The 14,290-nt window shown below is 43.5% G+C and carries 16 protein-coding genes and 1 pseudogene; 3 read left to right on the top strand and 14 right to left on the bottom strand.

Features of this window, described 5'->3' with window-relative positions; genetic code table 11:
• Positions 1-238: hypothetical protein (locus E4K68_RS20850; protein ID WP_206751216.1), on the top strand; the 238-nt coding region annotated here is incomplete at its 5' end.
• Between the two features lie 362 nt (positions 239-600).
• On the opposite strand, the gene E4K68_RS18615 is transcribed toward E4K68_RS20850, so the two are convergent.
• Both E4K68_RS18615 and E4K68_RS18610 read right to left on the bottom strand, forming a co-directional pair.
• On the bottom strand, positions 601-822 hold the full coding sequence (locus E4K68_RS18615) for a PrpR N-terminal domain-containing protein (RefSeq protein WP_135380411.1): 222 nt from the start codon (positions 820-822) through the stop codon (positions 601-603).
• A gap of 180 nt (positions 823-1,002) precedes the next feature.
• Positions 1,003-2,667: a ribonuclease J gene (locus E4K68_RS18610; protein WP_135380410.1), complete on the bottom strand. Its 1,665-nt coding sequence runs from the start codon at positions 2,665-2,667 to the stop codon at positions 1,003-1,005.
• Positions 2,668-3,003: 336 nt separating this feature from the next.
• Here E4K68_RS18610 and E4K68_RS18605 point away from each other — a divergent pair, with 336 nt between their 5' ends.
• Positions 3,004-3,141 carry a DUF1540 domain-containing protein gene (locus E4K68_RS18605; RefSeq protein WP_135380409.1) on the top strand — a complete coding sequence of 46 codons (138 nt, stop codon included), beginning with the start codon at positions 3,004-3,006 and terminating at the stop codon, positions 3,139-3,141.
• Between the two features lie 156 nt (positions 3,142-3,297).
• On the top strand, positions 3,298-3,810 hold the full coding sequence (locus E4K68_RS18600) for a DUF6125 family protein (protein WP_135380408.1): 513 nt from the start codon (positions 3,298-3,300) through the stop codon (positions 3,808-3,810).
• Positions 3,811-4,022: 212 nt separating this feature from the next.
• Here E4K68_RS18600 and dapA read toward each other — a convergent pair whose 3' ends face one another.
• The 12 genes and pseudogenes from dapA to E4K68_RS18540 all read right to left on the bottom strand — a co-directional run bounded on the left by dapA (position 4,023) and on the right by E4K68_RS18540 (position 14,216).
• Entirely contained in the window at positions 4,023-4,979 is a 957-nt protein-coding gene (dapA, locus tag E4K68_RS18595; protein ID WP_135380407.1) for a 4-hydroxy-tetrahydrodipicolinate synthase, read from the bottom strand.
• Positions 4,980-5,014: 35 nt separating this feature from the next.
• Positions 5,015-6,241: an aspartate kinase gene (gene dapG, locus E4K68_RS18590; RefSeq protein WP_135380406.1), complete on the bottom strand. Its 1,227-nt coding sequence runs from the start codon at positions 6,239-6,241 to the stop codon at positions 5,015-5,017.
• A 41-nt stretch (positions 6,242-6,282) separates the two neighbouring features.
• Positions 6,283-7,272 (bottom strand): aspartate-semialdehyde dehydrogenase, encoded by a 990-nt coding sequence (locus E4K68_RS18585; protein WP_135380405.1) that lies wholly within the window; start codon positions 7,270-7,272, stop codon positions 6,283-6,285.
• A gap of 99 nt (positions 7,273-7,371) precedes the next feature.
• Positions 7,372-7,959 carry a dipicolinate synthase subunit B gene (locus tag E4K68_RS18580; RefSeq protein ID WP_135380404.1) on the bottom strand — a complete coding sequence of 196 codons (588 nt, stop codon included), beginning with the start codon at positions 7,957-7,959 and terminating at the stop codon, positions 7,372-7,374.
• A gap of 18 nt (positions 7,960-7,977) precedes the next feature.
• The gene (gene dpsA / locus E4K68_RS18575) at positions 7,978-8,889 is read right to left on the bottom strand and encodes a dipicolinate synthase subunit DpsA (protein WP_135380403.1); all 912 of its coding nucleotides are present in this window, start codon (positions 8,887-8,889) and stop codon (positions 7,978-7,980) included.
• An 86-nt stretch (positions 8,890-8,975) separates the two neighbouring features.
• Positions 8,976-9,779, bottom strand: coding sequence for a 4-hydroxy-tetrahydrodipicolinate reductase (gene dapB, locus E4K68_RS18570; protein ID WP_135380402.1), 804 nt, complete (start codon positions 9,777-9,779; stop codon positions 8,976-8,978).
• A gap of 111 nt (positions 9,780-9,890) precedes the next feature.
• Positions 9,891-10,157, bottom strand: a complete 267-nt coding sequence (locus E4K68_RS18565) for a YlmC/YmxH family sporulation protein (RefSeq protein WP_135380401.1) — start codon at positions 10,155-10,157, stop codon at positions 9,891-9,893.
• A 17-nt stretch (positions 10,158-10,174) separates the two neighbouring features.
• Entirely contained in the window at positions 10,175-10,480 is a 306-nt protein-coding gene (locus tag E4K68_RS18560) for a hypothetical protein (protein ID WP_135380400.1), read from the bottom strand.
• Between the two features lie 87 nt (positions 10,481-10,567).
• On the bottom strand, positions 10,568-11,020 hold the full coding sequence (gene dut / locus E4K68_RS18555; RefSeq protein ID WP_282433012.1) for a dUTP diphosphatase: 453 nt from the start codon (positions 11,018-11,020) through the stop codon (positions 10,568-10,570).
• Positions 11,021-11,089: 69 nt separating this feature from the next.
• Entirely contained in the window at positions 11,090-12,361 is a 1,272-nt protein-coding gene (locus tag E4K68_RS18550; protein WP_135380399.1) for a pitrilysin family protein, read from the bottom strand.
• Positions 12,362-12,501: 140 nt separating this feature from the next.
• Positions 12,502-13,431: pseudogene (locus E4K68_RS18545) on the bottom strand (D-alanyl-D-alanine carboxypeptidase family protein); the annotation flags it as partial.
• Positions 13,432-13,460: 29 nt separating this feature from the next.
• Complete coding sequence (locus E4K68_RS18540) at positions 13,461-14,216, bottom strand: polysaccharide deacetylase family protein (RefSeq protein ID WP_135380398.1); 756 nt, start codon at positions 14,214-14,216, stop codon at positions 13,461-13,463.
• Between the last annotated feature and the right edge of the window lie 74 nt (positions 14,217-14,290).

Raw genomic sequence — 14,290 nt, 5'->3', positions numbered from 1 at the left:
AGGCACGCCGCCAGCGTTCGTCCTGAGCCAGGATCAAACTCTCCAAAAAAGTTATTTCAACTTCTGTATTGAAGAAGATGATGACTTGCTCATTGTTTCTTTGAAACTCTTTCGAGTTTCTCTCATTGGCTGTCCTTGTTGTTTAGTTTTCAAAGACCATGGTTTAAACTTTGTTTCCAGCACCCGTTTGGGCCAGAATCACATCTTAGCATTTTCAACTCACGTTGTCAATCACTAATTTGTTCGTTTTGATTGATTAGTTCAAAGGTTTTACCCCTTACCTTTTCAATCGTCGTGCGTCTTTGTGGCACTCAGTAATAATAGCATTTCCATTCGACACTGTCAACTATATATTTTCATGTTTCTCTTTATTTTTCTCTGGGTTAATAAAAAGTAGGAAGCCTAAAAAATCGCAGAATTAAATATTATCAGCTGATTTTTCTGATAGGTCTCAGTTTAACTGTACTAGATGCACAAATCGCCCCGCCACACCGTGATTTTTTAGCCGTAACTTAACTGCATAGTACATGTTGAGCAACGGGCTGCCGAGACTTTTGGCCTGCAAATAAGCTTCTAAATATCTAACCACCAATTAGTACATCAATGACAGGGAGAAACCTCTGCCTCTCGAATCGTCCAAGCCTTAACTCCCCGGCTGACAAGCACGTGATATCCCTGTACCTCGGCTTCTAAGGCGAGTCTAACCCCATCATCCATTCGGGCGACCTTAACATCGATCTCCGGTGCACCTTCCTTATGGCTAACCTCTTTAACCATGCTGGCTAGTTCTTGCAATGGTGCGATAAATAAGATCTCCCCCATTTTTCTGCCTCCCGATTGTGATTTGATACATGTTTTCTTCACTCAGCCTCTTTTCTCCTTTATAACGTAATAAGTGTAAAAAACTAGAGGAGTAGGCTTACAATTATCTTAAGGAAAAATTAAAAACGCTCCAAAAAGGAGCGTTGTGTTTGATGTTTAAGTTTTTATTTGTGTGTTATTCTATTCGACTTCTTGAATAATCGGTAAAATCATAGGTCTACGACGCGTTTTTTCATAAAATTGTTTACTCAATGCATCACGGATTTGGCTCTTTAATACAGCCCATTCTGTGATCCGATTCTCTCGACAACGTGCCATCGTCTGTCTTACCTTTTGTTTCGCCTCGTCTAACATCGTTTCCGATTCACGAACATAAACAAACCCCCGCGTCACGACATCTGGTCCAGATACAATCGCCCCGCTCGAACGGCTAATCGTCATGACGACGATTAAAATACCGTCTTGTGAGAGTTGTTTACGATCTCGTAACACGATGTTGCCTACATCTCCGATCCCTAAGCCATCTATCAAGACTTTACCGGCCATAACCTTGCCGCCTAAAGCTGCCCCATGACGAGTGAACTCAACAATTCCGCCGTTCTCTGTGATGAAAATATTTTCCCTAGGGATCCCCAGTTGCTCAGCTATTTGAGCATGTTTGATCAACATGCGATATTCCCCGTGAACAGGCATAAAATACTGTGGGCGGACCATACTTAGCATTAATTTTTGCTCTTCCTGGCTAGCGTGACCCGATACGTGCATTCCCTCTGCCGATTCATAGATCACATTTGCTCCAAGCTTAAATAATTGATCCACCGTCTTGGCTACAGATTTCTCATTACCTGGAATTGGGCTGGCAGAAATGATTACTGTGTCTCCCGGTTGAATCGCAACATGACGATGATCATGGTTTGCCATTCGAGTCAGTGCAGACATCGGTTCACCCTGACTTCCTGTGGTTAAAATACAGGCTTGATTTCCTGGTAAGCCGATTATTTCATCAATATCCATAAGAGTGCCCTCCGGAATATCTAAATATCCCAGTTCCTCGGCGATCCCAACAATATTGACCATGCTTCGTCCCACAACCGCCACTTTACGGTTAGTATTTACAGCAGAGGTTATTGCTTGTTGAAGTCGGTATACGTTGGAAGCAAAGCTAGCAAGGATGACACGATCCTTAGCATTACGAAAAGCTTCCTCAATCATTTCCCCGACATGACTTTCTGACGGCGTGAATCCAGCTCTTTCCACATTCGTGCTGTCTGAAAGTAAACACAAAACTCCTTTGTCTCCCAGTTCAGAAAATTTATGAATGTCTAGTATCTCTCCAGAAACAGGAGTGTGATCTAACTTAAAGTCCCCCGTCACAACAATCGTTCCTAAAGGGGAATGGATAGCTATCGATACTGCATCCGGAATACTGTGGTTGACACGAATGAATTCAATTCTAAAAACCCCAAGTTTAATAACATCACGCGGTTGTACGACAGTAGCTTTGATATTGTTTAAATTGTTCTCTTTCATCTTGGACTGAATAATACCTAACGTCAAACGCGTCCCATAAATTGGAACATCTACATCTCTCAATAAGTAGGGTAATGCACCAATATGATCTTCATGTCCGTGTGTAAGCAATATGCCAAGCAACATTTCTTTGTGTTCGATCAAATATGAGTAGTCTGGGATTACAATATCTATCCCAAGCATATCTTCATCTGGAAACGCTAATCCGGCATCAACTAACACCATCTGATTGTCATAGCGAATCACAGTCATATTCTTCCCGATTTCTCCGAGTCCGCCTAATGGAATAATTTGTAGTTTATGCTCTTTGGGCAATCAAATCTACCTCCTGTATTTATTTTATCTCTTGCATTGTGCCTAAAAAGCTAAGGAGACCCTCGTGGTTCCTTCGATGCCCAATACATAGACACCAAAAAGACGCGAAATACCAAAAACGAACACAACGACGCCCAGTATTCGTCAGTATTTCGAAAAGCATCTATGAAACTAGCCGCACAATAAATATAGTTCATTATAGCGCGCAAAGCGCCAACTGGCAAGTTACTTCCCACTGACAGTTCATACAATACTTATCTGACTTTATGTAAGTATATAATAGTTCGTTTTGTGAAACTATAACTTTGAGTATTGTCGAGGAAGGTGGTTAAAATCATGACCAATGTTGTTTGTTCAGCAGTTCAATGTAATCACAACGAAGATGGACACTGTCAACTTGAGACGCTAAGCGTCACATCTAGCTTAATGGATCGTGAAGCAGAGTGTGCTTTCTACGAACCTCAAAACAAATAGTCTGAGCAATTTGTTCAAAACCATTTCACTAATCCTCAAGTTCGCCACCCACAGTGGGTGGTGACTTTTTTTTATTAGGCAGGAATTTGAGAATAGAAATCGAATACTCTTAATATAGAGAATTTTCAATATATATTAAGAGGGGGAGAAATTAAGATGTTGAACTCTAAGGAAGACCTAACACGAGAACAAGCTTTGGAGCTGTTGGGTGATTTCGCCAAACGTTGGTTGGCTCACGATGGGCTTTGGTTCCAAGCCATTGAACAAGCACGTGGACTTGATGAAGCAGTTGAGCGTGATGTCGAAGCATGGAGGAAGTTTACAGTTATTGAAGCCAAACGCATAATGTCCTTCCTCGATTTGCCTAAAAATGGGGGACTTGATGCACTGGAAAGAGCGCTGAAGTTCCGACTTTATGCCTTTTTAAATGAGCAAGAAAGCTCTAGACCAGATGATCGAACATTAGTTTTCTATATGAAAGATTGTCGCGTTCAATCTGCACGCAAGAGGAAGAACCTTCCAGATCATCCTTGCAAACCAGTTGGAGAAGTGGAGTATTCATTATTCGCTTCTACGATTGACCCACGAATTAAGACGATTTGCGTAGCCTGCCCACCTGACCCTCATCCTGATGAATTCTATTGCGGATGGAAGTTTACAATTGACTAAGTCGTGAACGCTATCCGAAAAGAGGATATACACCACCAAGTAGTTAGTAGTCACATAACATTTGGAGTAAAAAAAATGGGGTTGTAACAAACTGGAAATAAGTTCGTTACAACCCCTCCTTCGCGCCTAACGTAAATCTATGAAGGATAACGCTATATTATTTCATTTACGTCCCTAAGGCATGATTTATTGTAATGAATTGTAGTGATTTTCTAAGCAATTGGGTTACTAACCTTTTCTGACGCGACTTTCAATTCCGAAATTACTCGAGTGCTCTTAGGGCTATCGGTGTGCACACTTTTAAAATTATTCATAAGGTCTTTTAAAAATTTTATTTCTTCTGATGTCGCCTTAACTAGAGGCAGACGAACTCCGCCAGCTTTAATCCCATCCATATTCAAGAGGGCCTTTATTGGAACCGGGTTTGCCGTCACGAAAATACCCTTAAATATTGGGAAAAGTTCAAGATGCAACCTTGTCGCCCGGGCCGTATCCCCAGCAAACCACGCATCCACCATTTCTTTCATTTCATCCCCAATGACATGGGCTGCCACACTAACGATTCCACTACAGCCTAAAGCCAACATAGGCAAAGTCAAAGAGTCATCTCCACTAAAAACCTCAAACTCTGAAGGTAACATCCTTTTAAGCTCACTCACCTGATCAAGGGAACCTGCCGCCTCCTTTAAGGCAACAATGTTTGAAATCTCGGATAATCTTTTCACAGTCTCAGGCGATAAATTAGCTGAGGTCCTACCTGGTACATTATAAAGCATTAAGGGAAGAGACGTTGCCTCCGCAATCGCTTTAAAGTGTTGAAACATCCCCTCTTGTGAGGGTTTATTATAATAAGGCACCACTGCCATCAGTCCATCAACACCTGTTGCCGCAGCCTGACGAGCAAGTTTAATACTGGAATCCGTCGAATTAGACCCAATTCCGGCAATCACCGTACATTTTGAGCCTAAGGCTGCCTTTACTACCCTAAATAATTCTATTTTTTCCTTGTCTGTGACTGTCGGTGATTCTCCTGTCGTTCCACAAACCACGATGCCATCAGATCCATGGATAAATAAGTACTGAGCTAAGCGTGCTGCTTCTTCATAATCAACCTCCAATGCTTCATTCATAGGAGTTACCATGGCTGTCAACACTCTTCCAAAAGACATCTTTCTCACCCTTTCTTTTCACAATAGTTACCTCATTAAACCCCTAGTTGAAACTTTTTGTGTAAAGTTTTTACAGCGTTCACCATGTCTTCTTTATGCACCAGCACCCAAATGGTCGTATGTGAATCAGCAGATTGTAAGATAGTCACTCCAGCGTCTGAAAGCGCTTCAACCATGTCAGCCATAACACCGGGAACACCTGCTATTCCGGCGCCAATAATCGAAACTTTAGAACAGTTTGATACAACCCCTGGTTCATAGCCCATATTTTCTAGAATTTTAACAGCTTTGGACGCAACCTCATCTGAAACGGTGTAAAGCACCGCTTCTGGCTGTACGCTGATAAAATCCACGCTAATATCTGCAAGTGCCATCGCTTTAAAAATCCGTTTGTCTGTCAGATGTAAGTCAGGAGCATCCCCTTTTAAAATTCGAAGTTGGGTGACACTTAATGTATGAGCAATTCCCGTTATGATACGATCAGTGGTAATATCGGTGCCTACTCCTCGATCCGGATGCATGTTGGTCACCAATGTTCCTGGTGTATCTGAAAAAGTTGATTTAATTCTGAGCGGAATATTCCGTTGCATTGCTATTTCTACAGCGCGAGGGTGTATGACTTTAGATCCTTGGTAGGCTAATTGACAAATTTCATTATAAGTAACCGTATCCAAAATACGCGCATCTTCAACGATTCTAGGATCTGCCGTCATGATTCCCTCAACATCTGTATAAATATCGATAGATTCAGCATTAAGGGCCACCCCAAGTGCAGAGGCCGTCGTGTCGCTTCCTCCTCGTCCAAGGGTTGTAATCTGACCATCTTCGGTCATTCCCTGGAATCCTGCGACGACGACCACTTTTCCTTCTGAAAGCTTATTTAGTATAGCACCTGGTTCCACCCGTACAATTCGGGCATCCCCGAAATCATTGTTAGTGATAATTCCTGCTTGCCCTCCAGTAAGAAGAACCGCCTCAAATCCCTGACTATTTAACGTACTTACTAAAACAGCTCCAGAAATCACTTCCCCACAACTCATTAAAAGATCCAATTCGCGTTTTGGTAAATCAGGATAGATTCCTTTTACCATAGTCAGAAACGTATCTGTTGCGTAAGGATCCCCGGAACGACCAATCGCCGAAACGACAATCACTGGAGAATATCCACAATGAACAGCCTCCGAAACTTTGGAGGCCACCTGAGCTCTCCGCTCTTCTGTGGCCACGGAAGTCCCGCCAAACTTCTGTACCAAAATACGCAAGCCCATTCCCTCCTCTTTCTTCCATGAATGTTGGCATGATTTTATAAAAGGAGTTCTGCAATTTGCACGGCGTTTGTCGCCGCGCCCTTACGAATTTGATCTCCGGCCACCCACAAGTTAAACCCTTGAGCAATGGAAAAGTCTTTACGCAAGCGCCCGACATAGACTTCGTCCTTGTCAGAGCTAAACCAGGGCATCGGATAGTGGTCCTTACTAGGCTCGTCATCTACAATAACACCTGCTGCTTTACTCAAAGCCGCTCGGACTTCGGAGACACTAACTAACCGGTCAGTCTCAACATTTATTGACTCCGAATGACTGCGGAAAACCGGTACACGAACCGTAGTTGCTGTGATAGCCATATTTGGAGCGTGGAAAATCTTTTGTGTTTCCTTGACCATCTTCCACTCTTCTTTGGTGTAGTCTCCCTCTTGAAATACATCAATACGGGGAATAAGATTAAAAGCAATTTGATAAGGGAAAACATTCGCTTTGAGGTCTTCACCTTGAGACCAGGCCTTAACCTGTGATTCAAGTTCCTCAATACCTTCTCGTCCCGCTCCGGATACGGCTTGGTAGGTCGAAACAACGACACGACGAATTCCTGCTAAATCATAGATTGGCTTGAGGGCAACCGCCATAATAATTGTTGAACAATTTGGGTTGGCAATAATCCCCTTATGCCATTGGACATCTTCAGGATTAACTTCAGGTACAACAAGAGGGACTTCTGGATCAAGCCGAAAAGCGCTACTATTATCGATCACAACCGCCCCGCTATTGACCGCAGCATGGGCATACTCCGTACTTCCTGATCCTCCAGCAAAAAGAGCAATATCAATACCCTTAAAACTCTCATGGGTTGTCTCTTGAACCTCTAATTCCTGGCCTTGCCATAGAATACGTTTACCAGCAGATCGCTTTGTGGCTAACAATCTCAGTTTATTAATAGGAAAATTGCGTTCGGCGAGGATTTTCAAAAACTCTTGTCCAACTGCGCCCGTGGCGCCAACGATTGCTACATTCGGCATCCCTTATGTTCCTCCTTATTTTTGGCTACAATTCACGTTGTGTAAAGGGTGCCCTGCTCGAAAAAGCAAGGCACCTTGTTTTGTTAGGCCATTAGCACTTTATCGATAATCCCAAAGTACTGGTTGAATTTGTTTTCCTTCACAAGCCATAAGAATAGTGTCCTTAACTTTATCCATATGTGCCACTAAAGAATTCGCTTTATCAGCGGGATTATCTTGACCAAACGGTACCAAATAAATGCTCTTCGTGATGAGCAAAGTTCCGATATTGCGCGCATTTAACCCTAAGCCATCATTAGTAGAAATCGCCAAGATTAACGGTCTTTGATTTCGAAGATGAGATTTTGCTGCCATGAGTACTGGTGTATCCGTAATTCCGTTCGCCAGTTTAGCCAAGGTATTTCCGGTACACGGAGCAATAACCAAACAATCGAACATCTTCTTGGGCCCAACCGGCTCAGCAGCTGGGATCGTCTGAATCAATTCTTTATGCGTAATTTCCTTAAATTTACTTTTCCATTCCGCTGATTTTCCAAAACGAGTATCCATAGTTTCAACCGAATAGGAGATAATGGGTGTCACATCAGCACCCTCATCAACTAGTTGTTTCATGACCTTTGAAACTTCATGTAACATACAATGTGATCCCGTAACAGCAAACCCAATTTTTAACCCGTCAACCTGCATCCCTTCGCACCTCCACTTTCAAGACTGAAACGAACCATTCCCTGTGGTCAAGTGACGAAGAATAAGTTGCGGGTAAATTTGAGCAAGAATTTTGCCAGCCGTTTTGGGAGCTACAATGCCAGGAAGACCCGGAGCCAGAAGTGCTTTTATGCCCAACATCTGCGCATATTCAAAATCTGTGCCCCCTGGTATAGAAGCCAAATCCACAATGACCGCATCCCGCGCCACCTTTTCTAACATCACGCGATCTAATATTGGTTGAGGTACGGTATTGAAGATAATTTCCGCACGACCAATCTCATCCTCAAGATCTGCAAAATGGACTGCATGGAGTCCCATTTCGGTTGCACGCGCTAGGACCTTAGGCTTACGAGCAACCCCCGTCACGTGTGCTCCAATCCCTTGTAACATGCGTGCTAGCGTCCACCCACTTCGCCCCAAGCCAATGACGACGCTCTCACTTCCATGAATTGTAATGGTAGTGGACTCCATCGCCATCTGAATGGCTCCTTCTGCCGAAGGTATAGAATTAAGGATAGCAAGTTCATCAAGGATTGCGGTTTCTACCAATTGGATTCCCAGGTTCTCTGCTATTGACCTCAAAGCTGGCCGCGCGAATCCAATAATTAGTGGTACACGCGCTGGAATAGCTCGAAGTACTTCTTTGTTTAATACAATAGGCGAAGCAGAGTACTTGGCTTTCACAACCCCACGTTCATCAGTGCCGAACATTGGAAAAAGCAATGCATCCACTTGGCCAACTACGTCTTGTAGTGATGGCGCAAGCGTCAATCCCGGTATGGGAGAAGCATTCTCGAATCCGACCCCGACTATGTAGGCTCCCTGTTTTTGAAGTTCGGGGATCAAGTATATTTCTCGCTCATCCCCCCCGATTACGGCTAAACGAATTCCTTTCAAACCCGCACTCATCTTTATGCCCCCCTTTGAGACAGTGTCCCTTTGACTACTATCCATTATATGAGGGAATGCGGGCTACGGTTACGCTGGATAATTACCTAATCGAGGAAATTATCCAATCCAATGACGAGACCAGTCAATTCAATCGCTTTGCGAATACTCAACATAACTCCCGGCATATAGGTCTCTCTTGAAAACGCATCATGCCTAATTGTTAGGGCCTGGCCTAATCCCCCAAATAATACTTCTTGATGGGCAATCAAGCCAGGTAAACGGACAGAGTGAATATGAATACCCTCAACATCTGCGCCCCTTGCTCCAGAAACTTTCTCGTACTCATTCGGGTGTCCTTGAACCATGGGACCACGGTCTTCTAAGATCATCTCTGCTGTTTTTAATGCGGTTCCTGATGGAGCATCTAATTTTTGATCGTGGTGCAATTCAATAATATCCACATTGGGAAAGTATTTTGCCGCTTCCTTAGCAAAGCGCATCATCAAAATTGCCCCGATCGAGAAATTCGGAGCAAGGAACGCTCCTACCTGTTCTTTAACAACGAGCGCTCGAATTTCTTCAATCTCAGCTTCGTCTAACCCAGTTGTTCCCACGACCGGAACTACTCCAGCCATAATTGCCATTTTTGCGTTTTTTAATACAGATTGAGGATTCGTAAAATCCACTAAAACATCAGCACGCGACGTTCGTAAGATTTCAGGATCCAATGGACCCGTAATATCTACACCAACTCGCGGAAGACCCACAATAAATCCTATGTCCATCCCTTGATGTCTTGTATCTGAAGCTCCTACCAAAAGCATATCATCTTGTCCCAAAAGCGAACGAATCACTTCCTGACCCATTTTCCCGCTTGCTCCAGCTATGAAAACTCGAATTTTTTTCAACGAAACCCCTCCTGCGATGATAAGCCAAAAACCCCGTTTGCCAAATGCAATGCGGGGTTACAGCTTTACCATTCATTCTATTGGGTATCCCGTCCTCTGTCAAATTGAATATTATCGGTTATTTTTTGATTTATTCTGCAAATCAATGATAATAACCTCAGAACCTACTTTTTTAATAGTTTGCCAAGGAATCACCAAGATATCGCGTTCCCGTTCTCCCCTTGAACCCCAAAATCCTGCCCCCCCGCGTGGAGTTAGAATGATTGCCTCCACAGATCCGTTTAAAGAAATATCAAGATCAGCGTCTCCCACCAGACCTAATTTTACACCATCATGAAGATTGATAATCTCTTTACCAGCAAGTTCACTCAAAAGCATCTTATCCTCTCCCTTCCCTATTTCCTAAGTCTCATCCAAGCTTTTACGCCAAACGGTTGTACGATTGCAAGAATTAAGGAAATGGCAGCAAGTGGCTCAACAAAGAAAACAGATTGACTCCACCAATCTTCGGGTATTTTCAGGAAGGAGAATAAGAGTTCCAGTGAGAGATAAATTCCTCCTGCTGTGCCAACCAATTGACTTACGACTGAAGCCAGCTGATTTGACGTTGGTTGAGATGATCGCCACATCGTCATATACTTTCGTTCACGTATCGAAATAGCCACTCCCATGACTAGAAGCATAACCCAAAGGGCTTGCATTTTCACTCCCCCTCATGGGGATTGTATGAAAAGACAAACTTCCGTAGAACTTGGAATTAAAAGAAATTGGACTACAATCCCTTCATCTCAAATTCCCGTCGAACCGAACCCCCCTGCTCCACGAGACGATTCCTTAAGTTCTGCAACATCTTCAAAAAGCGCCTGAAAAACTGGCATAAAAAGCATTTGGGCGATTCGATCTCCAGGATTGATTGTAACGGGTTGGTGTCCAAGATTTTGCATTAAGACTTGAATTTCCCCCCGATAATCGGAATCAATTACACCCACTCCATTCGTTAACCCAATCCCAGAACGACTTGCCAGGCCGCTTCGTGCAAAAACAAGTGCGACCACATTTTCACTAGGGAGTTCGATGGCTAAACCGGTCGGAACTTTAACATTTCCTCCAGGGCTCACCGTCAATGATTCGTGGAGATTAGCACACAGATCTACACCCGCTGAGCCAGGTGTTGCATATGAAGGAAGGGCCGAGGAATAGTTCGCCATCTTTTTGATCTTTACTGTGATTGGATTTAGCACCTTCTTTTAACCCCTTTTCCTCAATAACTATTAATAGGTCAAGTTATTATAAAGAGAGTAGGCTTTTGCCTACTCTTCCCAACCAGTCTGCTTTAATAAATCGGATAATTTAACGTCATGTCCTGAAGGGCCCATGGTCATAATACTGATTTTATCTTTCTGCCAAAGTCGTCCGACCACGCGCAATACATCGTCCAAGGTCACCTTTTCCAGTTTTTCCACCACTTCTTCAGGCGAAAGTACACGGTTATACGTAAGTTCTGTTTTCCCCAAGCGACTCATCCGACTGCTTACTGATTCAAGCCCTAGATATAGACCACCTTTAATTTGCGCCTTGGTCCTTTCTAATTCCTCTTTGGTTATACCATTTTGCTCAATATCCTTCAGCTCTTGGAGAATACACTCGATCACTTCTCTAGTATTATTGGGACTCGTTCCGGCATAGACCGCGAATAGCCCCGTATCTACATATGTGGAGTGATAAGAATACACGGAATAAGCCAATCCGCGCTGTTCTCGTATCTCCTGGAACAACCTGGAGCTCAATCCTCCACCTAAAATATTGTTGAAGATGTGCATCGCATAAATATCCTCGTCGTCCTGACCCAGCCCTGGTACCCCCAGGATAATATGCATCTGCTCCGTCTCTTTCTTTTGATAGTGTTGAACAGTCTGACCGGTGGGCGTTCCTTCGAGAACCCGTCGCCCTCCCCTCTTGAAAGTGCCGAACTGATCAGTCAGTTTCTCTACAACCTCATCATGCTTAATCTTACCTGCCACAGCGATGACAACATTGTCTGGGGCATAATGCTCTGAGAGAAAATGCATAATTTTATCCCGACTTAATGACCTTATGCTCTCCTCCGTCCCCAAGATCGGCTTTCCTAAGGGATGATCATTCCATACATACTCAGAAAAAATATCATGAATCAGTTCATCAGGAGAATCCTCATACATTTTAATTTCTTCAATAACTACATTCTTCTCCTTTTCGATTTCCTTTTCATCGAAAAGCGAATGGAAAAACATATCACTTAAAACATCAATTGCCAGATCAAGGTCCTCATCTAGAACTTTAGCATAGTAGCAGGTATATTCTTTCGTCGTGAAGGCATTCAGCTGTCCACCAACGGCTTCGAGGGATTCCGCTAAAGCGCGCGCACTTCGATGTTCCGTCCCTTTAAAAAACATATGTTCCATAAAATGAGATATACCCTCGTACCCTTCACGTTCATCTCTGGAACCTGCTCCCACCCATACTCCAAAAGCAGCGGAACGCACATGTTCGATTTCTTCTGTAATAATTCTAACCCCATTAGGCAATACCGTCTTTCGATACAATACAGTCAACTCCTTCACATTTTTCCCACACGACTCAGGTTTGGAGTTTCTTGCGTTTAACTTCTAGAACTACTGACATTTTAATTAGGATCAGTAATAATCAATTGGATTTGTTTGGGATCCTGCAATTGCGCAGTCGCCTGTCCTGCCTTATCAAGCGGAACTGACTCTTTTTTTTCAAAACCCCACTCCAAAAGTTTCTTCGCATCCCCGAACCGATCGGGTGCATTAAGAACCACAACCAATAGCTGTCGTCCTTCCTTCGTTGCAGATGCAACAAGACATTTCCCTGCCGCAGTGGTCGTCCCAGTTTTTACTCCATCTGCATACGGATAATTCCAGAGTAGTTTATTCGTATTTCGCAAATCCATGAAGGCATCCGGCTCTAGGAAGTGAATTTTCGTTTCTTTTTGACGAGTAATCGATCCAAATTGCGGAATTTGCAAACCATGGCGAGCCATCAGAGCAAGATCGTAAGCGGTGGAATAATGCTCTTTCAGTGGAAGGCCGTTAGTGTTTTCAAAATGAGTATTTTCCGCGCCCAGAGCCAACGCTTTACGATTCATAAGTTTGACAAACTGCTCTTCACTTCCCGAAATTTGCTCAGCAATAGCAACACAAGCGTCATTCCCTGAACGTACTAAAGCTCCGGTAATGAGTTCATATAAAGTGATCTTTTCTCCTGGATCAAGATGCAAGGTTGCTTCGCCGACAGCAGCTGCTTTCTTACTTACGGTTACTACTTCATCAGGCCGCCCTAACTCCATGCCCAAGATAGCGGTCATGATTTTCGTGGTACTGGCAGGTGGGCGACGTTTATTTGCCTGTTTATTGAAGAGAACATCGCCGGTAGCTACATCCATCAACACAGCAGCTTCTGCGCTAATCCTAGAAGGCCCTAATTCGACTGCAGTAGGCTTAGGCGTGATAGGTTTCTTAACTATCTTTCCTGATGCCGGATTTTTTGCTGTCGCACCATAAACAGGGACTGAGGGTAAAATGCCAAAGCCCATGCTTATAATACAAAGAAAGACGCAGCACCTAGCATGCGTCCACTTTTGCCTGATCATCGAACCACCTCAACTTCTACTTCTTTTCGTCATGAGGTAGTATCTCCGATCTGGTCAAATGTTATTAGTCCATCAAGAGTTTGGAAAATATATCCTTCTCGGGACAGTTGGTCGAGAATGACAGGCAGAGCTTTGACTGTATTCGATTTCGGATGCATCAATACAATGGCTCCAGACTTATTCGGTTTAATTCCAAACCGTATCGCTGGATTAATAATACGTTTAGCAATAAGCTCCGGCGTACTATCCGTTCGCCAATCCACAGTATCTAGGGTCCATAGAATGGTCTGATAGCCCAAATCATGGGCAGCGCGTAGTCCAGATGCACCTTTTTCCCCATAAGGAGGCGCATAAAAACGTGTTTTCCGCCCAATAATGCCTTCGATAATGCTTTCGGTTTTTTTGATTTCTTCTTGGTTTGATCCAATGGAAAGCTGGTCAGGATGCGGGTGAGAATATCCATGGTTCTCAATTTGGTGACCACGGCTTGCTATTATTTTTAGCAAGTCTGGATTTTTCTTAGCCCAACGTCCAGTGACAAAAAATGTTGCCGGTGCTTTGCCTTTATCTAAAGTGTCTAATATTGCTGGGATATATTCTTCGCCCCAATCCACATTGATTGTTAATGCCATAACTTTTTGTTCCGTTTTAACCTGATCAATGGGCTTTAAGACTGCAGAATGAGATACCGTAATCCACTTTTCCGCGACAACTCCAGCGAACAATAGAAAGAAAATCCCGCCTAACGAGAGTATTCGTCGCGAGATTTTTAAGTTAATGAACATTCGCGTCCCCCCTCCTTAAAATTTATGCGGATAGAGGGACTCACAGACTGTCATCATTTAGATTATATAACATA

The sequence above is a fragment of the Desulfosporosinus sp. Sb-LF genome (assembly GCF_004766055.1).
In the GTDB taxonomy this organism is placed as follows: domain Bacteria; phylum Bacillota; class Desulfitobacteriia; order Desulfitobacteriales; family Desulfitobacteriaceae; genus Desulfosporosinus.
This window is presented reverse-complemented; position numbering and strand designations above follow the sequence as displayed.

What these genes read in the sequence shown, in the direction of transcription:
- E4K68_RS18615 (WP_135380411.1), bottom strand. Translation starts at nt 822, where the DNA reads ATGGGGGAGATCTTATTTATCGCACCATTGCAAGAACTAGCCAGCATG.
- E4K68_RS18605 (WP_135380409.1), top strand. Translation starts at nt 3,004, where the DNA reads ATGACCAATGTTGTTTGTTCAGCAGTTCAATGTAATCACAACGAAGAT.
- E4K68_RS18600 (WP_135380408.1), top strand. Translation starts at nt 3,298, where the DNA reads ATGTTGAACTCTAAGGAAGACCTAACACGAGAACAAGCTTTGGAGCTG.
- dapA (WP_135380407.1), bottom strand. Translation starts at nt 4,979, where the DNA reads ATGTCTTTTGGAAGAGTGTTGACAGCCATGGTAACTCCTATGAATGAA.
- E4K68_RS18585 (WP_135380405.1), bottom strand. Translation starts at nt 7,272, where the DNA reads ATGCCGAATGTAGCAATCGTTGGCGCCACGGGCGCAGTTGGACAAGAG.
- E4K68_RS18580 (WP_135380404.1), bottom strand. Translation starts at nt 7,959, where the DNA reads ATGCAGGTTGACGGGTTAAAAATTGGGTTTGCTGTTACGGGATCACAT.
- dpsA (WP_135380403.1), bottom strand. Translation starts at nt 8,889, where the DNA reads ATGAGTGCGGGTTTGAAAGGAATTCGTTTAGCCGTAATCGGGGGGGAT.
- E4K68_RS18565 (WP_135380401.1), bottom strand. Translation starts at nt 10,157, where the DNA reads ATGCTTTTGAGTGAACTTGCTGGTAAAGAGATTATCAATCTTCATGAT.
- E4K68_RS18560 (WP_135380400.1), bottom strand. Translation starts at nt 10,480, where the DNA reads ATGCAAGCCCTTTGGGTTATGCTTCTAGTCATGGGAGTGGCTATTTCG.
- E4K68_RS18540 (WP_135380398.1), bottom strand. Translation starts at nt 14,216, where the DNA reads ATGTTCATTAACTTAAAAATCTCGCGACGAATACTCTCGTTAGGCGGG.